Source organism: Methanogenium cariaci JCM 10550, from assembly GCF_001315945.1.
Classification (GTDB): Archaea; Halobacteriota; Methanomicrobia; order Methanomicrobiales; family Methanomicrobiaceae; genus Methanogenium; species Methanogenium cariaci.
Genome location: NZ_BBBG01000014.1, coordinates 1 through 22,883 on the forward strand (window position 1 = coordinate 1; position 22,883 = coordinate 22,883).

General features: G+C 47.0%; 38 protein-coding genes and 4 pseudogenes. 26 read left to right on the forward strand and 16 right to left on the reverse strand.

The genetic code is table 11. The annotated features are described in order from the left end of the window. Positions 1–292: 292 nt before the first annotated feature. From JCM10550_RS20655 to JCM10550_RS20670, 4 genes are read right to left on the reverse strand one after another with little or no spacing between them, the layout of a single operon-like run. Entirely contained in the window at positions 293–1,009 is a 717-nt protein-coding gene (locus JCM10550_RS20655) for a pyridoxal-dependent decarboxylase (RefSeq protein ID WP_218185185.1), read from the reverse strand. A 53-nt stretch (positions 1,010–1,062) separates the two neighbouring features. Next, on the reverse strand, positions 1,063–1,656 hold the full coding sequence (locus JCM10550_RS25085) for a pyridoxal-dependent decarboxylase (protein WP_062399165.1): 594 nt from the start codon (positions 1,654–1,656) through the stop codon (positions 1,063–1,065). Beyond that, positions 1,617–1,850: a hypothetical protein gene (locus JCM10550_RS20665; protein WP_062399167.1), complete on the reverse strand. Its 234-nt coding sequence runs from the start codon at positions 1,848–1,850 to the stop codon at positions 1,617–1,619. The genes JCM10550_RS25085 and JCM10550_RS20665 overlap by 40 nt, the downstream gene beginning before the upstream one ends. Then, entirely contained in the window at positions 1,847–2,122 is a 276-nt protein-coding gene (locus JCM10550_RS20670; RefSeq protein WP_062399169.1) for a hypothetical protein, read from the reverse strand. Before JCM10550_RS20670 ends, JCM10550_RS20665 begins: the two co-directional genes overlap by 4 nt. Before the next feature lie 357 nt (positions 2,123–2,479). Between JCM10550_RS20670 and JCM10550_RS25090 the strand changes: the two genes are divergently transcribed. Then, complete coding sequence (locus JCM10550_RS25090; RefSeq protein WP_157200189.1) at positions 2,480–3,214, forward strand: CRISPR-associated DxTHG motif protein; 735 nt, start codon at positions 2,480–2,482, stop codon at positions 3,212–3,214. After that, complete coding sequence (locus tag JCM10550_RS25095) at positions 3,190–3,723, forward strand: TM1812 family CRISPR-associated protein (RefSeq protein WP_172673867.1); 534 nt, start codon at positions 3,190–3,192, stop codon at positions 3,721–3,723. Before JCM10550_RS25090 ends, JCM10550_RS25095 begins: the two co-directional genes overlap by 25 nt. Positions 3,724–4,084: 361 nt before the next feature. Here the strand turns inward: JCM10550_RS25095 and JCM10550_RS11130 are convergent, their stop codons facing one another. Both JCM10550_RS11130 and JCM10550_RS19725 read right to left on the reverse strand, forming a co-directional pair. Beyond that, positions 4,085–4,315 (reverse strand): hypothetical protein, encoded by a 231-nt coding sequence (locus JCM10550_RS11130; protein WP_245619084.1) that lies wholly within the window; start codon positions 4,313–4,315, stop codon positions 4,085–4,087. 60 nt (positions 4,316–4,375) lie between these two features. Next, the gene (locus JCM10550_RS19725; RefSeq protein ID WP_172673865.1) at positions 4,376–4,585 is read right to left on the reverse strand and encodes a hypothetical protein; all 210 of its coding nucleotides are present in this window, start codon (positions 4,583–4,585) and stop codon (positions 4,376–4,378) included. Here JCM10550_RS19725 and JCM10550_RS20675 point away from each other — a divergent pair. Then, complete coding sequence (locus tag JCM10550_RS20675; RefSeq protein ID WP_172673866.1) at positions 4,578–4,739, forward strand: hypothetical protein; 162 nt, start codon at positions 4,578–4,580, stop codon at positions 4,737–4,739. The genes JCM10550_RS19725 and JCM10550_RS20675 overlap by 8 nt on opposite strands. A 24-nt stretch (positions 4,740–4,763) precedes the next feature. Here JCM10550_RS20675 and JCM10550_RS23050 read toward each other — a convergent pair. The 10 genes and pseudogenes from JCM10550_RS23050 to JCM10550_RS11155 form a co-directional block, all read right to left on the reverse strand. Continuing rightward, a pseudogene (locus JCM10550_RS23050) lies at positions 4,764–4,847 on the reverse strand (HRDC domain-containing protein); the annotation flags it as partial. A gap of 131 nt (positions 4,848–4,978) precedes the next feature. Further along, positions 4,979–5,152 (reverse strand): RQC domain-containing protein, encoded by a 174-nt coding sequence (locus JCM10550_RS23055; protein ID WP_245619102.1) that lies wholly within the window; start codon positions 5,150–5,152, stop codon positions 4,979–4,981. Further along, positions 5,145–5,225 carry a hypothetical protein gene (locus tag JCM10550_RS23060; RefSeq protein WP_245619104.1) on the reverse strand — a complete coding sequence of 27 codons (81 nt, stop codon included), beginning with the start codon at positions 5,223–5,225 and terminating at the stop codon, positions 5,145–5,147. Before JCM10550_RS23060 ends, JCM10550_RS23055 begins: the two co-directional genes overlap by 8 nt. A gap of 116 nt (positions 5,226–5,341) precedes the next feature. Further along, positions 5,342–6,283: pseudogene (locus JCM10550_RS23065) on the reverse strand (RecQ family ATP-dependent DNA helicase); the annotation flags it as partial. After that, positions 6,207–6,380, reverse strand: coding sequence for a hypothetical protein (locus tag JCM10550_RS23070; protein WP_177326926.1), 174 nt, complete (start codon positions 6,378–6,380; stop codon positions 6,207–6,209). The gene JCM10550_RS23070 and the pseudogene JCM10550_RS23065, both read right to left, overlap by 77 nt. Before the next feature lie 247 nt (positions 6,381–6,627). Next, a complete protein-coding gene (locus tag JCM10550_RS11145; protein ID WP_062399180.1) occupies positions 6,628–7,005 on the reverse strand; it encodes a NifB/NifX family molybdenum-iron cluster-binding protein in 378 nt (125 codons plus the stop codon). A gap of 83 nt (positions 7,006–7,088) precedes the next feature. Beyond that, positions 7,089–7,259 carry a hypothetical protein gene (locus JCM10550_RS23075; RefSeq protein WP_245619086.1) on the reverse strand — a complete coding sequence of 57 codons (171 nt, stop codon included), beginning with the start codon at positions 7,257–7,259 and terminating at the stop codon, positions 7,089–7,091. Positions 7,260–7,272: 13 nt separating this feature from the next. Further along, positions 7,273–7,479: a co-chaperone YbbN gene (locus JCM10550_RS23080; RefSeq protein WP_245619088.1), complete on the reverse strand. Its 207-nt coding sequence runs from the start codon at positions 7,477–7,479 to the stop codon at positions 7,273–7,275. Positions 7,480–7,590: 111 nt separating this feature from the next. Next, complete coding sequence (locus JCM10550_RS17290) at positions 7,591–7,731, reverse strand: hypothetical protein (RefSeq protein ID WP_245619089.1); 141 nt, start codon at positions 7,729–7,731, stop codon at positions 7,591–7,593. Further along, a complete protein-coding gene (locus JCM10550_RS11155; protein ID WP_062399183.1) occupies positions 7,719–8,258 on the reverse strand; it encodes a hypothetical protein in 540 nt (179 codons plus the stop codon). Before JCM10550_RS11155 ends, JCM10550_RS17290 begins: the two co-directional genes overlap by 13 nt. Positions 8,259–8,797: 539 nt before the next feature. On the opposite strand from JCM10550_RS11155, the gene JCM10550_RS20680 reads away from it, so the two are divergent. The 23 genes and pseudogenes from JCM10550_RS20680 (at position 8,798) to JCM10550_RS11245 (ending at position 22,801) form a co-directional block, all read left to right on the forward strand. Beyond that, positions 8,798–8,980, forward strand: coding sequence for a hypothetical protein (locus tag JCM10550_RS20680; protein WP_218185186.1), 183 nt, complete (start codon positions 8,798–8,800; stop codon positions 8,978–8,980). Further along, positions 8,980–9,387, forward strand: a complete 408-nt coding sequence (locus JCM10550_RS20685) for a DEAD/DEAH box helicase family protein (protein WP_218185187.1) — start codon at positions 8,980–8,982, stop codon at positions 9,385–9,387. The genes JCM10550_RS20680 and JCM10550_RS20685 overlap by 1 nt, the downstream gene beginning before the upstream one ends. Before the next feature lie 322 nt (positions 9,388–9,709). Further along, on the forward strand, positions 9,710–10,084 hold the full coding sequence (locus tag JCM10550_RS23085) for a hypothetical protein (protein ID WP_245619091.1): 375 nt from the start codon (positions 9,710–9,712) through the stop codon (positions 10,082–10,084). Continuing rightward, positions 10,062–10,964: a type I restriction-modification enzyme R subunit C-terminal domain-containing protein gene (locus JCM10550_RS20695; protein ID WP_218185188.1), complete on the forward strand. Its 903-nt coding sequence runs from the start codon at positions 10,062–10,064 to the stop codon at positions 10,962–10,964. The genes JCM10550_RS23085 and JCM10550_RS20695 overlap by 23 nt, the downstream gene beginning before the upstream one ends. A 62-nt stretch (positions 10,965–11,026) precedes the next feature. After that, complete coding sequence (locus JCM10550_RS11165) at positions 11,027–11,932, forward strand: hypothetical protein (RefSeq protein WP_062399185.1); 906 nt, start codon at positions 11,027–11,029, stop codon at positions 11,930–11,932. 131 nt (positions 11,933–12,063) lie between these two features. Beyond that, entirely contained in the window at positions 12,064–13,488 is a 1,425-nt protein-coding gene (locus JCM10550_RS11170) for an AAA domain-containing protein (protein ID WP_062399187.1), read from the forward strand. A gap of 133 nt (positions 13,489–13,621) precedes the next feature. Continuing rightward, a complete protein-coding gene (locus JCM10550_RS11175) occupies positions 13,622–14,506 on the forward strand; it encodes an AAA domain-containing protein (protein ID WP_062399189.1) in 885 nt (294 codons plus the stop codon). Beyond that, positions 14,503–14,820: a hypothetical protein gene (locus tag JCM10550_RS11180; RefSeq protein WP_062399190.1), complete on the forward strand. Its 318-nt coding sequence runs from the start codon at positions 14,503–14,505 to the stop codon at positions 14,818–14,820. The genes JCM10550_RS11175 and JCM10550_RS11180 overlap by 4 nt, the downstream gene beginning before the upstream one ends. Continuing rightward, the gene (locus JCM10550_RS11185; RefSeq protein ID WP_218185189.1) at positions 14,783–15,478 is read left to right on the forward strand and encodes a hypothetical protein; all 696 of its coding nucleotides are present in this window, start codon (positions 14,783–14,785) and stop codon (positions 15,476–15,478) included. Before JCM10550_RS11180 ends, JCM10550_RS11185 begins: the two co-directional genes overlap by 38 nt. Next, complete coding sequence (locus JCM10550_RS11190) at positions 15,432–16,130, forward strand: helix-turn-helix domain-containing protein (protein WP_172673868.1); 699 nt, start codon at positions 15,432–15,434, stop codon at positions 16,128–16,130. Before JCM10550_RS11185 ends, JCM10550_RS11190 begins: the two co-directional genes overlap by 47 nt. Positions 16,131–16,137: 7 nt before the next feature. After that, entirely contained in the window at positions 16,138–17,082 is a 945-nt protein-coding gene (locus JCM10550_RS11195) for a TrmB family transcriptional regulator sugar-binding domain-containing protein (RefSeq protein WP_062399196.1), read from the forward strand. Further along, positions 17,079–17,399 carry a hypothetical protein gene (locus JCM10550_RS11200; protein ID WP_062399198.1) on the forward strand — a complete coding sequence of 107 codons (321 nt, stop codon included), beginning with the start codon at positions 17,079–17,081 and terminating at the stop codon, positions 17,397–17,399. The genes JCM10550_RS11195 and JCM10550_RS11200 overlap by 4 nt, the downstream gene beginning before the upstream one ends. 107 nt (positions 17,400–17,506) lie before the next feature. Next, entirely contained in the window at positions 17,507–17,827 is a 321-nt protein-coding gene (locus JCM10550_RS11205; RefSeq protein ID WP_062399201.1) for a hypothetical protein, read from the forward strand. Between the two features lies 1 nt (position 17,828). Beyond that, the gene (locus JCM10550_RS11210) at positions 17,829–18,041 is read left to right on the forward strand and encodes a DUF2997 domain-containing protein (protein WP_062399203.1); all 213 of its coding nucleotides are present in this window, start codon (positions 17,829–17,831) and stop codon (positions 18,039–18,041) included. Positions 18,042–18,100: 59 nt separating this feature from the next. Next, entirely contained in the window at positions 18,101–18,523 is a 423-nt protein-coding gene (locus JCM10550_RS11215; protein WP_157200191.1) for a hypothetical protein, read from the forward strand. A gap of 359 nt (positions 18,524–18,882) precedes the next feature. Further along, complete coding sequence (locus JCM10550_RS11225) at positions 18,883–19,128, forward strand: hypothetical protein (RefSeq protein WP_062399209.1); 246 nt, start codon at positions 18,883–18,885, stop codon at positions 19,126–19,128. Between the two features lie 57 nt (positions 19,129–19,185). Continuing rightward, a complete protein-coding gene (locus JCM10550_RS11230) occupies positions 19,186–19,992 on the forward strand; it encodes a hypothetical protein (RefSeq protein WP_062399210.1) in 807 nt (268 codons plus the stop codon). Between the two features lie 204 nt (positions 19,993–20,196). Beyond that, a pseudogene (locus tag JCM10550_RS11235) lies at positions 20,197–20,724 on the forward strand (AAA family ATPase); the annotation flags it as partial. 28 nt (positions 20,725–20,752) lie between these two features. Continuing rightward, the gene (locus tag JCM10550_RS20700) at positions 20,753–21,061 is read left to right on the forward strand and encodes a type I restriction-modification system subunit M N-terminal domain-containing protein (RefSeq protein ID WP_218185190.1); all 309 of its coding nucleotides are present in this window, start codon (positions 20,753–20,755) and stop codon (positions 21,059–21,061) included. Between the two features lie 5 nt (positions 21,062–21,066). Beyond that, a complete protein-coding gene (locus JCM10550_RS25100; RefSeq protein ID WP_218185191.1) occupies positions 21,067–21,378 on the forward strand; it encodes an N-6 DNA methylase in 312 nt (103 codons plus the stop codon). Between the two features lie 19 nt (positions 21,379–21,397). After that, on the forward strand, positions 21,398–21,769 hold the full coding sequence (locus JCM10550_RS25105; protein ID WP_281175376.1) for a class I SAM-dependent DNA methyltransferase: 372 nt from the start codon (positions 21,398–21,400) through the stop codon (positions 21,767–21,769). A gap of 73 nt (positions 21,770–21,842) precedes the next feature. Further along, a pseudogene (locus JCM10550_RS25110) lies at positions 21,843–22,220 on the forward strand (N-6 DNA methylase); the annotation flags it as partial. Next, entirely contained in the window at positions 22,217–22,801 is a 585-nt protein-coding gene (locus tag JCM10550_RS11245) for a restriction endonuclease subunit S (protein ID WP_062399214.1), read from the forward strand. The pseudogene JCM10550_RS25110 and the gene JCM10550_RS11245, both read left to right, overlap by 4 nt. Positions 22,802–22,883 lie beyond the last annotated feature (82 nt).

Here is a 22,883-nt window from a genome sequence, read left to right on the forward strand (position 1 = left end):
AAAAGAGAAAAATCTGTTCTGTAACTGTTATATCAACGAGCGAGAGCTCTTGTCTGTGATTCTTTGCCTGCAATGAAAAACCATTCTGTTCTGTATATACGATACAAAAGAGCGTGAGTGGTTGTATTCATTCGCTGCAGGTGTTATGGGAATAACGGATATATGGGTGAGCGGAAGCGCTCGTTGAAATCGTTTATCTGCTCTCCGAAGGGATGAACTGATTTTCTTTGATCTTCAGATTACCTGTGCGGCTTCCTCAAGAGAGATCTCTGTGATGATTTTCTTCATTGAATCAATAAGCCTGCCCCCAGTATTCCACATAGGTGGATGTTCTTGCAAGATATGGGGGGGTCAGAACACATGAACGGAGAAGATATACTGTTTTCACCCTCTCCCACTCATCCTTTGACATCCCGAATTGTTCTATAAACGGTAACGGTGCCTCTCCATAGGTTTCTGCATCCAGTGATGTCTTTGACGTAATGAAATCATCCTGATAAACCGGTCCTGATACGTATGAACATTTTTCGTAGATCTTCCGGTTCAGATCATTCATCCTCTCCAGATTCGTATTGTCGGCCTCGTTGAACGCAAACATCACAATATTGAAATCCGGGCGGACAAGAGGATGAATACAAAATGGTATCCCTTCAATCTCGAATTCACCCATCTTTTTTATCGAGTGATATAACCGTGCCGCACCTTCGACACTTCGTGCAATAATCCTGCCATATCCGGAAACATTCAATGGAACCGCCTTATGGGATGCCCATACCGCCGCTGCCGTCGCACCGGGTTTTGAGCCCTCCAGAATATATGAACCGAGAAGCATCGGGTTGTCCTGTTCCTTCTCAAAGACATAGGCCGCAAAATAGGATATCAGATCAAGAATTCTTTTATCCCGAATAACGATTGCACCTGCAGCATACGGGACATACCCCATCTTATGAGGATCGATGGTGACGGAATTGCTCTTTGGGATTGCCCGAAATGCTGAATAGACTGGCAACTTCGGCCAATTTATATCCCTGTGCACCAGTTTTTCAGAATGGAGGGATTTGATCAGTTCATCGTATTCCATAAAGATTCCATCCTTGTCCAGAAAGATTGAGCGGGCATATCCCCCCCATAGGCGGCATCGATATGGAAATACCATGATACATCATCGCGTTCATATTCCTCCAGCATTTCAGCGATCAGATCCACATGATCGACTGCCCCCCCTCCTCGGTTGTCCCCGACAACGGCCACGACACCCATGATCGGGATTTTATCCGCAACAAATCCGTCAATAACTTGTTTAAGGTGCTTTAAATCCATCCTGAAGTGTTCATCAACCTGAATCGGCACCATGTTCTCCTGGCCGATTCCAAAGATATCCGCTGCTTTTACCCATGAATAGTGCTTAGACTGGGGTACCAGAAATTTGCCGCATGTGTTCCGATCAACACCCGTTACCCTGACGGAACGATCCTTTACTGCCTCGAATAACCCCTCCTTTTTGAGGACATCCAACATGTCGAGGCATTCACCGACAGGAATGTTCAAAAGTTCCCATTCACTCTTGCCATCTACCCGTTCCGGTTTTACCTCCTTTATCGCAAGCGGAATCGTTTTTATATTGCGGGCAAGCCAGAGTGCTTCGTAGTTTGCCACCGTTCCGTCACAGGTGATATGCCCCCCCAACTCTTACCGGGATCATACCCCCCCAGCATCCCGGCGAGCTGTTTTCCGGCTTCGATCTCCAGTGCGGTAGTGACGGGGGAGGCTTCATATGCAACATTGTTCGGATTGTAGAGAATGGTTGTAAGGTAGGCAAGGTTTGCAACTGCCAGGGTGTCGCTGTTCATATGACCGAGATACCGGGGGGGGAAGCCCATGGCATGGATGACTCCTTCAGTCTTGAAGAGAGCTCGTGAAGGGTCTCTGTCATACGCTCCTGGGTGAGCATGAAATCCTCGCTGTATCTCTCCCTGATTTTAATATATTCCGGATCATTGGGATGGAAATCTCTTCGCCAGAACAGATGTTCATCTACCAGAAAGTTCATCATCTCTTTGAAATAATCCCTGTTTTCTGATTTCGGCCCTATGAAGAGAGCATCGACATCGACGTTTTTCATGTTAATCACTCCTGCGGTATCTTCCTGATATCAGGATTTCACAGAATCATTCTGATTATACACCCTTCCCTGCATTACAACTCGCCGGCCCTATCTGGGACATCCCCCCCCTCTTTCCACGATGGCTTTTTAGGTGATAAATTGCAGAAGGCATGTTCTGAGATCGGAGTGACCTGATATATAGATGTCTGCACACATTTGCCAAACTCTCCGGATGATAGTCGTGCCTCAAATGAACCCTACCGAATCCCTCAGACTTTTTTTCATCCCACCTGAGACGAACAATAGATAACTGTTGAACCGGAAGAGAGATACAAAACCAGTCTCTTCTCCTTTGTGTCCCGAGCGGCACGCTGTGTGCAGCAGAAAGAGCTGGTCTACCGGAATAACCAAAGGCAGGGGGGGCAGTCTCTTACCATGAAACTCATATCATTTCTGGGCGGGCAGGAGGACGGGGGGGCCACATCGTATACCTGTGGTGGTTCCGCCTGTGAGACCCGGTTTGTGCAGGAGGCCATCTGTCGCCTGCTTGGAACGGTGGATCGTGCCGTCCTTTTTGCGACCGAAGGTGCCCGGCGGACTGCATGGGAACCTGTTTCAGCGGCACTCTCCGGGTGTGGTGTCACCCCCCCGGAACTGGTGATCATCCCCCCCAATGGTGAGACGGAAGAGGAACTCTGGACCATCTTCCGGGCGCTCGAAACCAGCATCGATGTGGGTGAAGAGATCGTCTTTGACATCACCCACGGGTTCCGTTCCCTCCTTCTGGTCGGTTTTCTCTCCGCAGCGTTCCTGCAAACAACCGGCAAAGCGGAGATTTCCCATGTCTTCTACGGCCAGTACCGGGATGACGGACAACCGTCACATCTTCTGGATCTGACGCCCTTTCTCTCCATTCTGGACTGGACTACGAGTGTGCACGCCTTTCTCCGGTCGATGGATGCGGCGGGCATCAACCGGCTTGCCAACCGGACGGCAAAGGAGGCCTACCTCTCCGGGCGCCGGATGCCCCGGAAAAACTCTCCCGGTTTGCCCGGACCCTGGACGGGTTTGCGGTGGCGACCCGGATGGCACGTCCGGTTGATGCCCTGAACCTCGCGTCCGGCATTGCCCGTGACATTGATGAGGTAACCGGTGAGATGGAGGTCTTCACTCCGCCCCCCCTTGTGGAGGTGCTTGATACAATCCGCATGGTCGGCGACCTCGGCATCCGCAGGCCGGATCCGGACGAAGGTCTCACCTGGGCCCACGTGGAAAAGGAGCTCGATCTGATCGGGTTCATGGTCGAACGGGGCCTTCTGCTCCAGGGGGTGACCTTTTCACGGGAGTGGATGGTGAATGTCATGCTCCTGATTCGTTACGGGGACAGCTATCCTGGGTGGCTAAATCCCGACACCCGCTATGAGATGTCACAGACCTTCGGTGCTGCCATTCTGGATCTGAAAGGTTCGCCGTATATCCGGACCATCTTCACCGACTGGTACATACAGCTTCCCTGTGAAGAACAGGCCACCCATCTCTGGGCGGAACTCTCCACCCTCAGAAACGATTTTGCCCACTGCGGGATGCGGGAATACCCCCCCCGCGGACGACACGGATGAAACAGAAGGCGCAGGAACTGTATGAGCATCTCCACGGGTTTTATGAGGTGGTGCGGGGATGACACCTCGAATATGGAGGTAAAATCTTCTTTGGTATTCAGGTACATAATCTATCAATATCTATCAAAATGTCACAAATTGATAAATAATGATAGTTGGGATTACATCAGGACACACTGTTCATCTCCGCCCGCGGTCCTTCTCATTTCCGGAGGGACGAAAGGATGAGGTCTGCCCGGTTGGGGGAAATGAAGGACTAGTAAAAAGGCGTGAGATATCTTTTATCCAAGCACCAGAAGTGCCTCTTCGCCGGTCATGCCCACTCGGACTCCCTTCTCTTCTGCCGGGGGCGTTTATCTCTTTAATGATTCCCCCCCGGAGGAGATCGTCTGCGGTTGCCACCGATCCCTGCCCCCTCCGGCGGGCGTATACGGGCCGCTGCGTATCCGAATCCGGAAAGTGCCGTTACATCTATGGCGCCACAGCCCACAAGGCCGCCTTCGTTTGCGGCAAAGACAATATTGACCGGGCCTGCCGGGATGACGGAGCAGACAAATTCCTTTCCTCCGACGGTGATCTTCTCGTCTGTCATGAGGGACACTATGCCTGCACTTTGATAAATATATGACGCCCGCTCTCCGGGCTGGTCGCGTTATCTTTTGGCATGCTGCCGGTCCCTTGCACAGGTGAGCCGGATGTCGATGTAGCTGAACCGTTCGCCGAGGACGGCTTTCAGCCGCCGGAGGTCCTGTGTCTGTTCCCGTGCCACCGCCTCCCGGATGGTTGCCTGCCGGTGGGGGGGGCACGAGGTCATCGATATCCACTGCTTCGCCGGAATCGATGGCTGCTGCGAGATGGGCACCGCAGATATCAGGGGGGGTCAGGGATCGTCTCTCTGCAATCTCCGTCATGGTGCACCCGGCACGATAGAGGCGCAGGGTCTCTGCCGCCGACCCGTCCGCTCCGTCTTCAGTTGTTGCGATCGCTGCCATAAAGGCCGGGCCGAACCGCTTTAGTTTGGTGGCGCCCACCCCTTTGATGGAGAGAAACGCTGCATCTGTTGTCGGGCGGGAGGCGATCATCGCCCGGAGTGTTGCATCCGAGAAGATCATATACGGTGCAATCCCCTCCCGATCAGCAATCTCCCGTCTGAGTGCCTTCAGCCTGAAAAAGAGAGGGTCGGCTGGTTCTTCCTGCCGGGTGGCGGGCCGTTTTGTCCGGGTTAAAAAGATGCCGTCTGCATGATTCCCTGCCGCTAAGAGTTCCCTGCCCGCATCCCCCCCACCGTGAGCACCGGGTAGACACCGCTCTCGCGTTCAAGGTAGCCGAAGCGGACGAGTTCACGGATAAAGGAGCGCCAGTCATCCTTTGAATATGCCTTGCCGGTTCCGTAGCCAGGGGGGGTATTTTGCTGCCCCAGTTCACGGATCTTCTTTGTATTCGCCCCCGCGGAGCAGGTCGATGAGGTGGTTGCTGCCGCAGGGAATTTCCAGACTCTGCACACAGCTGACGGCCGTCCGGGCAATCGCCGTGCCGTCAAAGCGTTCCCGCGGGGGGAGCAGCAGACATCACAGCTGCCGCAGCCGCCCGACGGGGGGGGTTCTTCCCCGAAATACTGCAGGATCATGGCCTGTCGGCAGCGGTGTTCCTCGCAGTAGGTGGTCATCTCCTCGAGTTTTGCATACGCTGCCTTCTGCCGGGCGGCAGATGACTCCTGCTGGATAAAAAACGCCTGCCGGTGCCGGTCGCCGGGGGGGGAATAGAAGAGGATGCAGTCTGCCGGGTCGCCGTCCCGTCCGGCCCTCCCGGTCTCCTGATAGTAATGTTCAGGCGACCGGGGGGGCAGGTCATGGTGAATGACAAACCGCACGTCCGGCTTGTCAATGCCCATCCCGAAGGCGACGGTGGCGACGATGACCTGCACCCGGTCGCGGACAAATGCCTCCTGTGTCTCTTCCCGTGCCCGCCGGGTGAGTCCCGCATGGTAGGGCAGGGCACGGATGTTGGAGCGGCGGAGGGTGTCTGCCAGTTCCTCCACCCCCTTGCGGCTGAGGCAGTAGATGATCCCTGTCTGATTCCGGTGATTCCGGAGGTAGGAGAGAATTGCCCCCCCTTTTGTGTCCTTCTTTGGCCTGACCTCATACCGGAGATTTTTGCGGTAGAAACTGCCCGTCACCCGGCGGGGGGGGCGGCGGAGGTGGAGCTGTGCGATGATATCGTTCTGCACGGCAGGAGTCGCGGTGGCCGTCAGTGCCACCACCGGTGCCTGCGGGAATTCACGGATGAGCTGGGCCAGTTCCCGGTATTCCGGCCGGAATTCATGGCCCCCCCACTGCGATATGCAATGCGCCTCGTCAACCGCGATGAGGCTGACCGATGTCTTCTTTAAGAGAGAGAAGAACTCGGCCTTCACTGCCCGTTCGGGGGATACGTAGAGCATTCGCAGCTCTCCGCGGGCGAGTGACGCTTCCGTCTCCCGTCGTTCAGCGTAGTTCTGTAGCGAGGAGATGCAGGCGGCAGGCACCCCGCATTCCCGGAGGGTGTCCACCTGATCCTTCATCAGGGCGATCAACGGCGATATGACGACGGTTGTCCCCCCCCGACATCAGCGCCGGTATCTGGTAGCACAGGGATTTTCCCCCGCCGGTGGCGATCACTCCCAGTACATCCTCCCGTCTGCGAGGGCACGGATGATCTCCTCCTGGTAGGGGGGGTACAGGGAATCATACCCGAAGTAGTGTCTCAGAACGGTGGTGACATCAGAAAGCGGCATGGAATATATTCAATAAGAGTTGGCAGAAGAGCGGGTTATGGCTTGTGATGCAGGCCGGGTGCCTGGAGGATATGCAGGATGAGGGATACCTCATCCTGATGGAGGGATGTGCAGTATAAATATTTGGTATCTTAACAGCCGCCGTTGTCGTGGCTGTGGCCGGCGCAGGCACCTGCGGGATCCATCTCACTGAGCATGCCATCGTTGAGTGCCTGAACATTCGCACCGACAGTGCCAGGTATGGCGCAGAATACTTTTATGCCTGCACCGTTGAGGCTCATGATGGCCCCCCTGCCAATTCCGCCGACAAGAACTGCCTCAACAGCATGTTCTGCCAGTTCCGCTGCCGGTGCGCAGCCACCACTACCATGGGTTGAACTGGTGGGTGGTATCTGTGAGCATACGCCGGTATCTGTATCGACCAGAAGAAATGCCGATGCTGATCCAAAATGGCTGTATGGAATGCTCTCAAGGCCGTTATCTTCGTTGATTGGTATACAAAGTTTCATAACTATTACACTGTCTCCTGTACTGTAATAAATATCTTATTACTCATGTGCGCATAATTGTAGTGGTTCCGGCAGGGCTCAGGTTATGCATATCCGCTAATTTCATAGTCAACCGCAGACGACATCTCGGCACATTCCGCTCCGTGCTGCAGCACCTCTTCAACCCGTGTCTTGATAATTGAAGGGTATACGGCACCGGAAAAACTCTGCACCGCTTTTCCGGCGCAGAAGAACCCGAAGGTCGGTGTCGCCATTATGCCATACCGTTCACCGATCCACGGACTTTCCGCCAGGTTCAGCCGGACAAAGAGCATCTTCTGCGTATTCCTCTGCGTAGGTGTGGAAATATGGTTCCATCGTTTTGCAGTGGGAACAGGTCGGGCTGTAAAACATCACGGCAACCGGGAGGCTGTTCTTTTCAACGGTTTTTTCCCAGTCGGTTCCCTTTAGTTCACGGACAGTTGTCTCTGGCATGTGCTCTTCCTCTTATGTCCGGAGTATTGTGGGCATACCCAAAAAGATTTCCGGGGGGGCCGGTAACTCCTGATCATTCCCGGCCGTTTTGTATCATCATGTCCGTGATGCTCACATCCGGGTGATGGTACCTGTTCCGTGCGGCAGTCTTTGTTCCCGACTGTATGGCATGTCGGGGGGGCAGTAGTTGATGCAGGCAAAGCAGAATGTACAGGCGTTGCCCCCCCATTCCGGCCGGTTCATACCGGACACGGTGATATTGTAGGTCGGGCAGACCAGTTCACAGGTACCGCAACCATCACAGGTATCATCCGCCGGAAACGGGGGGGCCCTGGGATCGCAGCCGGTTCTTCAGGAGCGGGTGGAGAACGCTGTTGCGTATATTCATCAGGAGGGGGGCCCTTCTCAAAGCTGTTGTCCCCCCCGTGGGTAATCTTTTCTGCAATCCTGTCGAGATCGGAGCGTGCAACTGAGATGACGGCAATCTCCTGGTCTTCGGGCAGCACATCCCCCCCTGACAGCAGGTAATTGGTGGGTGTCTTCACGCTATATGCTGCATCCATCCGGTAGGAACGTTTTTTGAGGATACGGTTCAGGTGTTTCCATGCCCCCCCATCACCACAGCTCCCCCCCATCGTGACAAGGGCAAAGATCTCCTCTGCGGCGTCCAGGTTTATCTTTTCGGCAAATGCTGAGACCAGAAGGGGGGGAGGGCTGCCGATGGAGACCGGAAACACGAATCCGACTCTGCTCTGGTGCGGGAATGTGGTCCCCGTCATGTATCCATTTTGCCATGGGCACCAGCTCGGTCTCCGGTATATGGCGGGCAAGTTCCCGTGCTGCCCAGAGGGAATTGCCGGTGCCGGTGAAGTAGTAGAGTGTTGTCTTCATCCTTTCCCTTTGGAAGAATACTCTCTCCCTGGTGATAACGGTGTTGGAATATTGGTGAACTTGTTTTGAAAATAAAATAATTTAAATTAACTGGTGGTGCCGCAACATACCCTGCATGCAGGCCGGGCAGGCATCTCACCGACTTTTTTGATCATGAGATCTGTGATGAACCCAGTGTTTTGGTATGGATGCCTCCGGTTCAGAGGGTGCTGTCATCGTATAACTAAGATATAAGTATGCAATCCTCGCATTATTATTAAAGGAGCGAAGATATTGCAGGGTTTTAACAAAAAGTCGATGAGTGAGAGTGAGATCCGCACAAAATATATCACTCCTGCAATTATTGATGCCGGATGGGATTTACATACGCAGATGAGAGAGGAGGTAAATCTTACCAAAGGGCAGTTCCTTGTGAGGGGGGGGCGTTTTGAAAAGAGGGACGCGGAAGTTTGCCGACTACGTGCTCTATTACCAGTCGAATATGCCTCTTGCCATTGTCGAGGCAAAAGACAATAAACACTCTGTTGGTCACGGGATGCAGCAGGCGATTGAATATGCCGATATGATTGATGTCCCTTTGTCTTCAGCTCGAACGGCGATGCTTTTTTAATGCATGATAAGACCGCATCCTCCGGCATCGAACGTGAACTGTCCCTGAACGAGTTTCCTGCCCCCCCGTCTGTTCTCTGGGAGAGATACCGTGCATGGAAGGGATTTTCTGATGAGGCGGTGTCGCTCTACACAACGAATTATTATCCGGATGGTTCGGGGAAATCTCCGCGATATTATCAGGTTAATGGAATAAACCGGACGGTTGAGGCCATCACAAAGGGGGGGCAGGACAGGATTCTTCTGGTGATGGCGACTGGAACCGGAAAGACCTACACGGCGTTTCAGATCATATGGAGGCTGTGGAAGTCAGGGGGGGCAAAGAAACGCATTCTCTTTTTGGCGGACAGAAACATTCTGGTTGATCAGACCAGAATCAATGATTTCAGCCTTTCGGCAATGCGATGACCAAGATCAAAAACCGAACGGTGGATAAGAGTTTTGAGGTGTATCTCGGTCTGTATCAGGCACTCACGGGTGATGACGAGTCCCGGAAGATATTTAAGAAATTTTCTCCGGATTTTTTGATCTGATTGTTGTTGATGAATGCCACCGGGGCAGTGCGGCTGAGGATTCGGCGTGGCGTGAGATTCTGGATTATTTTTCATCGGCAACCCATATCGGTCTTACTGCGACTCCGAAGGAGACGAAGTACATATCCAATATCCATTATTTCGGTGAGCCGGTTTACACCTATTCGCTGAAACAGGGGGGGATTGAGGACGGGTTTTTGGCTCCGTTCCGGGTGTTTCGTATCGATATCGATAAGGATCTTTCCGGTTGGAGGCCCGAGGCGGGCAAGACTGACAAATACGGAAATGAGATTGAGGATCGTGTCTATAATCAGAAGGATTTCGACCGGGAACTGGTGCTTGAGAAGAGAACCGCACTTGTTGCAGGCAGAATCGCGGACTTTATGAGGAAGACCGATCCTTATGGCAAGACGATTGTGTTCTGTGAGGATATCGATCATGCCGAGCGGATGCGCCAGTATCTTGTCAATGCACTGCCGGAATATGCGCAGAGGAGTAAGCGGTATGTGATGAGGATTACCGGGGGATTCCGAGGACGGGAAGGCCGAGTTGGACAACTTTATCATGCCTGAGGAACGGTATCCGGTGATTGCAACGACCTCAAAACTGCTGACAACGGGTGTTGATGTGCAGACCTGCAAACTGATTGTTATTGATAAGCAGATCTCATCTTTGACCGAGTTTAAGCAGATCATCGGCCGGGGCACGCGTATCAATGAGGAATTCGGGAAACAATTCTTTACCATTATGGATTTCAGAAAGGCTACTGAGCTGTTTTCTGATCCCGACTGGGACGGGCCTGCTCTCCCTGACGAGAATTTCGATCCGGATAATGAACGCCCGCAACGTGATGGTGCAGATAACGAGGAGGGGGGGGATGGCAGAACACGGTATTTCGTAAACGATGTGGAGGTTTCTGTTGTTGCCGAGCGTGTGCAGTACTATAGCGCGAATGGCAGAATCGTTACCGAGTCTTTGAAGGATTTCACCAAACATGCGGTAGCGAAGGATTATCCGACGCTTGATGCATTTCTGAATCACTGGACGGATGCGGAAAGAAAATCGGCGGTTGTCCATGAACTGGAGGAGAAGGGCGTTTTCATTGATGCACTCAAGGAGCAGGTGGGAACTGAGTATGATCCGTTTGACCTGATCTGTCATGTGGTGTTTGACCGGCCTGCGCTGTCACGAAAGGAACGGGCAAAAAAAGTGAGGAAACAGTCGTATTTTGATCGGTTCGGCAAAGAGGCCCGCGAGGTGCTGGATGCGATTCTGGACAAATACTCTGATGAAGGTCTTTTGGATATGGAGTCAATGGAAATCCTGCGGGTGGATCCAATAAGCAATTTCGGAACGCCGGTTGAGATTATCAACGGCATATTCGGTGGCAGGAACAATTATATGAAAGCAATCCGTGGTCTTGAGACTTGTCTTTATAGCGCTGAGTGCTGAATTTTCGATTAAACCGAAGGTTAGATGTATAATTGTCTCTAATTTTCATTTAGAGATGAAATATGAGTTCTGCTTTCAAGAAAAGTAATAAATATGGAGATAATAAATCTAGAGTTGGTAATGCCAACCTGTTTTTTCAGAATCTGGAGCAAAATAATCCGGACAGATATTACAAAGATACTGAGGGTGAACTCTATTATTTTAAGCAGTTCATACAAAATTCAATCGATTCTCTGGATGTTAAACGCTATGCCCTCAACTGGAGAGAAATAAAAAATTATGATTACATTATTGAACCTTATACCAGAATTAAAATTATTAAACCTGAGATCAGGATTTTCATCTCGATAAATCCCCCCCAGGATTTCGATCCCCCCCAAAAACAGTTTTTTGATGAAGCTGACCATATCATCAAATTTAAAGCGCATGAAAAAACAGGGGACGGAATCTATCTCTCATTACATCCGGATTTTAACCTGAAAAATGGTGACAATTTATACTATGGAAGAAAGGGAGTCGAATGGAGCATTGTGTCGTCTGCAAGGATTGAGAATATTAAGAATCTTCATGACTCGCAAAACAATGAATTAAAAGTATTAGGTGAAACGAAAGATTTAGGAGAATATTTTCTTCTGAACATTTCACAAACCCTAAAAAATAATGAGGCTTTGTTTCTGGACAAACAGAGGGTTGATTATGAAGTCCTTAAATGTGGTTTATCCGGTAGTAATTTACCCGATCTTCAGGACAAAAAGGGGAAGTTAAATTATTCGAATTTAAGGCAATATAATCAAAATCCTGTAATTCAGACTGAAAAAGAAATTACGGGATTTTATCTGATACTTCTGGTTTTATTTATCATTACCGTTCTAAGAATAATAAAAAGAATTCGGGCGTCTGGATTGAAATTTCTGAGCCGGATATCCGTTCAGATGAAAACAATCAGGATGGGGAACAAAGCAGCGTAATTGATATTTTCCTTGAACTTTCCTCATCAGAAGGTGAAATCTGGGAAGATCCCGATTTATCAAATGGTAAAACCAGGGATACGGACAAAAAAATACGGTTTATTAAGTCATATTCTGAAGAATCAAGGATATTGGTTGAAAGACTGCCAAAAAAACCTGTCATATATCCCCCCCCAAAGGCAACCGGACAGTTAATGAAGCAGCTGAATGCAGTTGAACTTTTAAAGACATATCCATCACCTGAACACAGAACCATACTTGATTTTTTTGAAAAATATGAAAACCTGAATTGGAATAATTCAGCTGAAAATTACCGGCAGAACGATATTGAATGGGAATATCTTACCGATCTGCAAAGGGAGGGTACCAAACAGCAACAGGATTTTGTAATAAAGGCATTGAACACTCCTGATGTTGCCATTCTTGAAGGCCCCCCCGGTTCAGGGAAAACAACTGCAATAAGTGAACTAATTTGTCAGTTGTTAAAAGACAACAAACGGATCCTGCTCTGTGCGTCCACCCATGTTGCAATAGATAATGTCATTGAAAAGATGGAAGAACACTGTCTTTCCAAAGGAACAAATCTTATGGATGAGGGTATTGTCCCTCTGAGAATTGGGAGGAACATAGGTGTAGTTTCTGAAAGAGTTAAAAAATACCATATTGATGAAAGAATTGATGAATTCAAAACAATAACCGGAAAAATTCCAGAAACCTGCAATGACCAGACGAGGACCAATACAGCAGACGAAGGCAGAAAAGAAAATCCTCTGGAAGAGATGGTTATTCAGAGTTCAAATCTGGTATGTGGTACAACCATGGGTATACCCAGTTATCCCCATATTTTCAATAAATTCAGGGATTACATAAAGCCTGAATTTGACTATCTGATCATTGATGAGGCAAGCAAAACCACATTTCAGGAATTTCTGGTGCCGGCCGTCCACTCTAAAAAATATATTCTTGTGGGAGATATCCGCCAGTTGTCACCAAGTGTTGATGAACTCAATGTAAGGGTAAATCTGGACGGAATTATTGATAACAAGGCGATTGAGACAGCACTTAAATTACATCTTGATCTGGTATTTGCCTTTAATAAATCAGGTGAGAACCAAAGAACTCCTAAATTTATCTGTGTTGAAGATAAGGCTGTTATCGAGCAGGTTTACAAAATTTTCTCAGATAAATATTTTGAAACAGAGAAGAAAAATGAAGGCAGATACAATAAGTTCAGAATTCCCAATACAGTGGTAATATCAGATTCTGTTAAAATAAATAAAAATAGTCCTATTGATGTTATCACATCACAATCCTTTAACTCGGAATATTTCCGCCTGGTTCTCTCTGATCTCATTTTTATCGATAGTCATACATACCGCAAATTTTACAAAAATCTGCCTGAAACACATATTTTCATCGAATTTAGTAATACAGAATTGCCTGATGTCCATGACTACAAAGTTTGTCACATGATGAATGCCATTGGGCAGCGGGGGGGGAATTCTACTCATATAAACCGCAAAAGTCTCATGGAACTGATAACCCATTTGAAATAAAGGAAAAAATCAAGGAAGAGATTAATAGCAGTAACTGGGCAGGAAAGATTGCTTGGAGGATGAAGCGTGTCTATGAGCTTGAGAACTCTATCGGTGCGGGGGGGGAGAGAACAGCGGCTATTATGAGGCCAGTATGCATGCACTTCTCCCGCCGGATTCTGACAGCCACAAAAAAATATGGAATCAGATAAACAAAGTGAAGCGTATCGCATTTCCTTCTGTTCTGACAAGCCTCCAGGTAGGAGTAAGTGGATTTAATCGCAAGGATGATGAGAAAACAATCTTATCACACGGAATTCCGGATGCTGAACTGAATAGCAGATATGAGATACTTCAGTATCAGCACCGGATGCACCCTGATATATCAAAGATTCCAAGAAGAATATATTACAAAAATGAAGCCCTGTTGGATGTTTCCTCTGTTATAGAACAATCAGATGGTGGTGAAGGTGGCAGGGACTGGAGTTACGACAACAACGGTAAATTCAGGTCCCGGTTCTGGTGGCGTGATGTAGCTGGAAATGATGACAAAAACGTCAACAGAAAGGAAATTGAAGCTGTTTTAGATGAGCTTGATTCCTTTGTGAAATGGGTTAATTCCCGTAACAATAGTGACCCGGAAAGAACGTGGGAACTTTTAATTGTCACCTTTTATGACGCCCAGAGAAAGGCAATCATGGAAGAACTCAGGAAAAAGGGAAAGGGAAATGAGAGGAATTATACCATTTTTGACATCAGTGGTGTCAGGGTTTACAACTACACGGTTGACAAGGTGCAGGGAAGGGAAGCGGATTTCGTAATTCTTTCAACGGTCAGAACCAGAAAGATTGGTTTTATGGACAATCCGAACAGGCAAAATGTTGCGATAACAAGAGCAAGATACCAGACACTTATCATTGGCAACAGGTGTTTCTTTGGGAGAAGGCAGAGTTCAAGGGAGTTTCAGATGATCACAGAACAATCCATGCCGGAATTTGATTTTAGCAGATGCGATAAAAGAAGAGGAAATATGAGATGACACATTTTGTTGCAGAGAAAAAGACAGCGGTAAAGAACATCAAAGCTGTTGTAACCGTATACAATCAGGAAAAAAGACCTGAGATCACATATCTTCTGAAGAATATTGAAGAATTTGATCTACATAGAGGAGAAATTGATAATCTGAAGAGGTATCTTTCAGACCTTGGATTATTTGATAAAAAACTGAACAGGATGACAGATGCCGGACATAAAGCGATTGGGAATGATATGGTCGCGGTCCCTCAATCCGGCCTTTACAGTCTCTCTTATGTTAATGACCCTGCTCCCGGGGGTGAATTCACAAATTGTTGATTTTAAACCTGAAAAACCTGTATGGCAATCAATCAACAAAGAAACACGGTCAATGCCCGATTTTCGCAATTTTGATGACGTTGAATTCATATCATGGAATAAGGACAGGCACTCTTTCAGAGTAAAATTTGAAAGACCGGACGGGAGTGATCCAAGGATAATCGAGAATAATGAATACCCGGCAGATATCAAAATATCCGGAAATTCAGGTGACAGTTGTTCGCTAAACATTATATCCGACGATCTTTCATACAAAGACAATAATTATGGAAATATTTCTGTTAAAGATAATATCTGCACGTTGGTTCCGGATTATGACAAAAATTTCGATGCTGTCAGAGTGAATTTCAGTGATATAAAAAATGACAAATCTGCAATTGAGAAGTTCAAAAAAAGCCATTTTGATCATTTTGATAGAAAATCTCTCATCTTTAATTCAGGTAATGACGACGACAGATGGGATGTCAGGATTGAGGATGTGGATCTGATTCCAAAAACCAAATCTGATGCAGAAGAATGGGTATTTTATCTGACTGCTGATAAATTAACCAAAAATATCGAGAAATTTTATTTTACCATGGATTACTGCAACGATGCATGCAGAAGTGTTTATGAAAAAAACGCCCTTTTCACGTGCATTTCCAGGTATGGAATCTGATATAATCCGGTTCAAAGAATTTCTATTGGAAAACAACCCGTCAATATTCTCTGAGATTCAAATCGCTGATGATCTTTATCCGGACAATTTCTCCCAAAAATCCAATTTGGAATATAGTTCCGGGGCTTGCACGCAAACTCCAGGACTCACTGAAGAAGAACTGGATGAAATAATTTATTCGGGAGAAAATGATAGGACTGAATTCAAGGAAACACTTTTTGGAATTAATACCGGTGATGAAAAGTACACTTCCATCTTCAAGGCAATGAAAACAATTGCTGCTTTTATGAATTCCAACGGTGGAAATTTGTTAATTGGGATATCTGACAACGGGAGAATCAAAGGGATAAACGGCGATTATCAGATTGTAAACAAATCCCTGAATAAGGACAGAAGAGACGCTTTCAGGCTTCGTTTTGATCAGGAATTTGAAAAATACATTGGAAACACGTTCTGCGATGATATAAAAATGGACATTCTTTCTGTTAATGGAAAGGATATATGCAGAATTAATGTGAAAGCACGGGAATCTCCCGTGCATATTAAGTCCCAACGCAATGATTCTGAGAAATTTTTTGTACGAAAAACGGCCTCAACTGTAGAATTGAAGGGATCTGAACAGAGTTCGTATGTAATTGGGCATTTCAGGTGAGATACTAATGATTTCAGATAACAACACACAGATTATGCCAAAAGATGTATCTTCAGGCATTATTGACAATTCAAAGCAGATTATCTCCGGTTTTTGGGAAAAGTCCGGGAATGCTCCAAATAGAATGAAGGAAAATAATGTACAAAGGGCACTGGACATTATAGGAAACAGCAGGGAAACCATCTTCATCTACACTCCAAGAATTGCAGCAGGGGATTTATTACTTGAGCTTGAAAAGAAGCAAAATGATGGTGTACGGATATATCTGCTTGTAAATAACCTTGACACTCATTACTCAAATAAAATTTTAGAACATTTTGGAATTGCAAGGGAAAGGGCTGACATTACGTCCACATTTGTGATAAGTGATCCAGAGAATGGGTGTACTGGTATCTGGTTTGAAGGTGACCTCTCTTCAAAGGGGGGGAATTCATCTCCTATCATTCTTGACCTGAATAATAAACAGGCATATGAGGCATACTGCCATTTCACTCATCTATGGTGGAAATCCGAGGGAGATGAAATAAAAGGGAACCGAAAAATAAAGACCAAAAAAATCCATCCAAAGGCACCTGAATATGCTTCACTAATCTCTTCCGCATTTCGTATTGATGCTCTTGATAAACTTGTATCTGAAGAGATTCAGGAAATATGTCTCTCTAATAATGCACCGGAGAGTGCGGCGGTATTTCTGGATGATTCAAACAGAGTTTCCTGTGTTGTGAATGAAAAATCACGGGAGTATATTGAAGATGCAGATGGGGGGGCTACCATAACGGGATATAATTACCTGCCGTTCAGTTTTATCTCAGACGTTAAAAAAACGATTGCATTCTCAGGAGATTTCGGATTTATCCTTGATGAAAGGCAGAAAAAAATGCCTCGCATTATACGTCATCTCCAGACTGGGATTATATCACCAAAAAAGAGATCGGAAATATCCAGGGAATGATTTTACCCTCGGATTCTGACTGGGATTCTAAGAACGCGATTTCTATTGAGTCTGAAAAAATAATTCCTCTTGATGATGTATTTGCAAACAGTATCGATGACTGGGTAAGAGGGGAATGCAGGCCTAAGTATCCGGACAAATTATGCTATGCAAACAGCATTGAATATACGTGGAAAATTGTCCCGCCTATTCTGCCTTTAAATGCAAAAAAACATGCATTATACAGTCAGTGGTCTGACTTTGAAATCAGAGTGAAAAGAGCTTGTCAGGAAATTTTATCGGAGATAGAGAGATATGAAAATCTCTCGAAGGGTTAAAGAAAATAACAAAACAAAATCTGATTTCAGACCAGAAAGGGCGCCTAAACTCCTTTTTAAAGACAGAATGGGCCAAAGAAACCGATATCCAGAAGGCATCAGATGCATTGAAAAAACTTGAGATAATAAATGAGGCAATCTTTCAGGAGTTAGAGGAACTGAAGAAGAACGATGTGAAAGAAAGTGAAACCAATGAATATTCTGAGTCTTCCGGTAAAAATAAGGAAATAAAGAAGAAGACCGTCTCTAAAAAAGCTAATCCAGGGAGCATCGCAATCCCGAAACATCCTCTGCCAAAAGCAGGTATCCTTTACCGGGTGGGTAATGATGATTACCTCGCAATTAAACGTACCGATGAGATTGAAACGGCAAAAAAAGAGATTCTAATCTATACCAACTGCAGGCTTGTTGCAGAAAAAACCTGGTGATATGATGAGTGAAGAGATAACCATTGAGATTGATGAGAACGGTGAGATTTTTATTGAAACCAATGGAATTAAAGGCCCTGCATGTATTGCTCAGGTTGAAGAATTACTCAAAGAACTTGCAATTGTGTCTGACACCAACAAATCTGATGAATACTATATGGAGAATTCCACCCTTGTCAGGCAGAAAGATATGCTAAGAAGGAGCCAGAAATGAGCTGCAGAATCCGGGCAAAAATAATTCCCTGCCAATTTTTTAATTCCGATTGTGTGAAGATGGCGCTTGAAGAGTGCCCCCCCTGCCCTGCGGGTCTGACACTTCAAAGCCGTGAGAATAAATTTATTGTTGATTATATTGATGACAACCGGGCACATCAAAAATTTCTTGAAAATTTCCCTAGAATCTATAACCAGAAAGCCGATGAGATGCTGGAGAGGTTACGAAGAGAGCAGGCAGACCTGAAGGAAAATTCAGCACTGGCAGCATTTAGCGAAGAGGACAGGCGCAGGAAAGAGATCAAGATTAAAAGAGAGATAAAGCGTCTTGAAAAGGAGAGAAAGGCCGAACAGGAAGAGCACAAAAAAGAGATCGAAAGTAAGGTAGAGATCATGGTTCAAAGGGCAAAAACAGCAGGCTTTGTTCCAAAGAAAGAACTGATAAACGGAAAGGTGCGAATTCAGCTTGTCAGAAGGTTGTGATGGCAATAGTGCTCGTTTGAATGTTGCCGCCTTTTTGGAGAACAGTGCTATTTACGGCCCGGGAAATCGTTTTGTCATCTGGTTTCAGGGCTGTTCTCTTAGGTGTGAAGGGTGCTGGAATAAGGAACTCTGGCCTTTTGAAGATAACCTCCTATTCACTCCTTGTGATATTTTAGAAAAAATCAGAGAAACGAAAGGAATAGAAGGCGTTACTTTTTTGGGGGGGGAGAACCTCTTGACCAGGCTGAAAATCTTCTTATTTTAGCTAAAATGCTCAAAAGTGATGGATATTCCATCATGCTCTATACGGGATATGCGGAGCCGAAATTTCCGGCACAGTAAAAGAGGACGTTTTCAGTATGTCTGATATTGTTGTCAGCGGGCGTTACGTTGAAGGTCTGCGTTCTGTCTATCTCAAGTGGAGAGGTTCGTTGAACCAGAATATTTCATTCAATTCGGATATTTACCGGGATTTTGAGGATAGTATTGACAAAAGAGAAAATGACGTTGAAATCCATATTGATGAAACAGGTGAGATAACGATAGCAGGATATCCGGAACCGGATGATTTGGAGGCGATATTATATGGCAAAGACAGTCAATGAAGAGATTTCTCTTAAAGTAAAAGCAGGAATCCCAATTATTCAGCTGATTTCATATGAATGGCGGAGAGTAATGGTTTTTGCATTCGGGCACAGAAAGACAACAAACGTTCATTGTATACATGGAATAACACATCCGGGATCTCAAAGTACAATGAATATGATGAAGTCTGGGATCAGGAAAATTCTGATATTCTTGAACCTTCGGGAGCTCTTGCATGGTTTGAAAAGACATGTGCAGAGAACAGCATTTTTCTGATGGAAGATCTGCACCTTTATTTTGATGCAGGAAATTACCGGGAAATATTTGGATATCTTCGAAAGATGGCCAAAAATAACGATGACCTGGATAATAAAAAAACCCTTATTCTATCGCAGCCTGTGAGATACCTACCTCCGGAACTTGAAAAGGATGTTTATGTAATTGACGTAGATCTCCCTGAAAAAAAGATTCTGTCCTCTGTTCTTGATGAAGTTGTTTCCTATCTTGATCTTGGAGATAATTGCCCGCTAAAATCCAGAGACCGGCTGGCGGAAGCGGCGAGAGGGCTTACGACAATTGAGGCAAAAAATGTATTCTGTGAAATTGCCCTTGATAAAGGAAGACTCACAGAAGATGAAATCCCATTAATTATCTGTGAAAAAGAGCAGGTCATAAAAAAGTCAGGTATCCTTGAATATTTCCATCCTTCTGAAAGTTTTTCAGATATCGGAGGGATGGAAAGTCTGATTGAATGGCTCCGGAAGAGGAAGAGAGGTTTTGATTCCGATGCAATAGATTTTGGAATGACCCCCCCCGAAAGGTGTTCTTCTTCTTGGTGTTCAGGGCTGTGGAAAAAGTCTTCTTGCAAAGTCCATTGCATCTGACTGGAACCTGCCGCTCCTGAGATTTGATCTGGGAAGGGTGTTTGGCGGAATTGTCGGGGGGGAATCTGAGAACAATATCAGAAAGGCCCTTGATACTGCAAAGGCAATATCCCCCCCTGCAATCCTCTGGATAGATGAGATTGAAAAAGGCCTTTCAGGTCTTGGGAGCTCAGGTGATACCGACGGGGGGGTACGACTGCACGGGTATTCGGAACGCTGCTTACCTGGATGCAGGAGAAGAAAGAACCTGTTTTTGTTGTCGCAACGGCAAACGACATCTCTTCTCTCCCGCCTGAACTGTTACGAAAAGGGCGTTTTGATGAAATATTCTTTGTAGATCTTCCCGGTCAGAAGAGCAGGCATGACATCTGGGGGGGTATACATCTCAAAAAGCGCCTTGGCGTGAGGTATAGCGATGGGATGTTTGATTTTACCCGGCTTGTTGAAAAATCCAGAGGATTCTCAGGTGCTGAAATTGAGGAAGCGGTAAATGAAGGTCTTTATCAGGCATATTATGACGGAAGAGAGATAAAAACTGAGGATATCCTAAATGCCATTGATGAAACAGTACCTTTGTCACGTGTTATGGGTAAATCGATCTCGTATCTGAGAGATTTTGCGAAATCAAGGGCACGGTTTGCAAGTGATGAAGCCCAGGAAGAGATCACTTCAGAGAATGTTGTTCAGACCGTTCAGGAAAAAAAGAAATGTCGGGCTTTATTTGAAGAATAGAGTCATATAAATATTTTAAGAGAATCATATGTCTGTCAGTGCAACAATAAAATCAATACAGGATATCATGCGAAAGGACGCCGGGGGGGTGGACGGCGATGCGCAGAGGTTGAGTCAGCTTGGCTGGATGCTGTTTTTAAAGATACTTGATGACCGGGAAAAGGAGTGTGAGGTCTTATACGATACCTATGTCTCACCGCTCCCGGAAAATCTCCGGTGGAGAAGCTGGGCGTCAGATTCTGAAGGGGGGGTTACTGGGGGGGACAACCTCCTTGATTTCGTGAACAATGAACTCTTTATTCAGCTGAAAGATCTGCCGCAGCAGAAGGGGGGGTAAATCCGATGGTGTTTGTGATCCGTTCCATCTTTGAGGATTCCTACAACTATATGAAGAACGGCACCCTGATCCGGCAGGTTATCAACAAGATAGAGGACGGTATCGACTTCAACAATACAACAGACCGGCACACATTCGGGGGGGACATTTACGAGAAGATCCTGAAGGATCTCCAGAGTGCCGGGAACGCGGGTGAGTTCTATACGCCGAGAGCGGTTACGCAGTTTATGGTGGAGCAGACCAATCCCCCCCGGCTGGGCGAGCGGGTGATGGACCGGCCTGCGGGACGGGGGGGGATTTCTGGCATCGGTTATTGATCTGGTGAGAAAAACGGATGTGAAATCGGTGGAGGATGAAAAGGTTCTGAAGCGTTCTGTGTCCGGGACGGAGAAGAAGTCTCTGCCGCATCTGTTGTGCACCACGAATATGATTCTGCACGGGATTGATGTGCCGGTGAATATTGTGCACGGCAACTCTCTTGCCCGCCCGCTCCGTGATTATACGGAGAGTGACCGGGTCGAGGTTGTCGTAACCAATCCTCCGTTCGGAGGACAGGAGGAGGACGGGATTGAGAAGAATTTCCCGGCGGCATACCAGACGCGGGAGACGGCGGATCTCTTTCTGGTGATGATTATGCACCGCCTCAAGGCAGGCGGGCGGTGCGCCATCGTTCTTCCCGACGGGTTTTTGTTTGGTGAGGGGGGGTGAAGACGAAGATTAAGGAGAGGCTTCTTTCGGAGTTTAATCTGCATACGATTGTGCGGCTCCCCCCAACGGCGTCTTCAATCCCTATACCGGCATCAAAACGAATCTTTTGTTCTTTGAAAAGGAGGGGAAGACAACCGATGTCTGGTATTATGAGCACCCCCCCTACCCTGCCGGTGCAAAATCGTATAACAAGACGAAGCCCATACGCATCGCCGAGTTTGAACCGGAGAGGGAATGGTGGGACAACCGGACGGAGACCGAACAGGCATGGCGGGTGCCGGTGGCAGAGATCATCAAAAACAACTACAATCTGGATATCAAAAATCCGAATGTGGAAGAGGTTGACCTCGGCAACCCGGAGGAGATTCTCGCACAGTACGAGTCGGCACGGGCTGCGGCGGATGAGACGAGAGCAGAGCTGTTGTCTGAGATCAAGGGTGCTCTGGAATGAGTGAATCCGTGTCAGTTGCAGAAATAAAGACTCTCCCGGCTGACATCCTGACAGAGAACTTCGAAACTCTTGCAACAGCAAAGGGCGGCATCCCGAAACTCCGGGAGACTATCCTCCAGCTTGCCGTGCAGGGCAGACTTGTTCCCCAGAACCCGGAAGACGAACCGGCATCCGTTCTGCTGAAAAAGATTCAGGCAGAGAAGGCAAGGTTGGTGAAAGAGGGGGGGACGATCAAAAAGCAGAAGGTTCTGCCGCCGGTTGATCTGGATGAGGTGCCGTATGAATTGCCGGAGGGGGGGTGGGTTTGGACGAGACTTGGAGATGTTTCAGAAATTGTAATGGGAAACAGCCCACCTGGTACTACGTACAATTCAACAGGGAATGGTTGTCCTTTGATAAACGGACCTGTTGAATTTTCTTTTGGTCCTTTTGGAAAAACTATTGAAACAAAATATACAACCGCTCCGACGAAAATGTGCAGAAAAGGTGACCTTCTTCTCTGTGTTAGAGGATCAACTACCGGAAGAACAAATGTAGCTGGATTTGATTCATGTATTGGGAGAGGGGGTTGCACTAATTAGACCTTATCGGTATAATTGGTACATATACCAGTTCGTTCATGCGAGTGAAAAAAATATTTTCGAAAAGGGCACAGGCTCCACA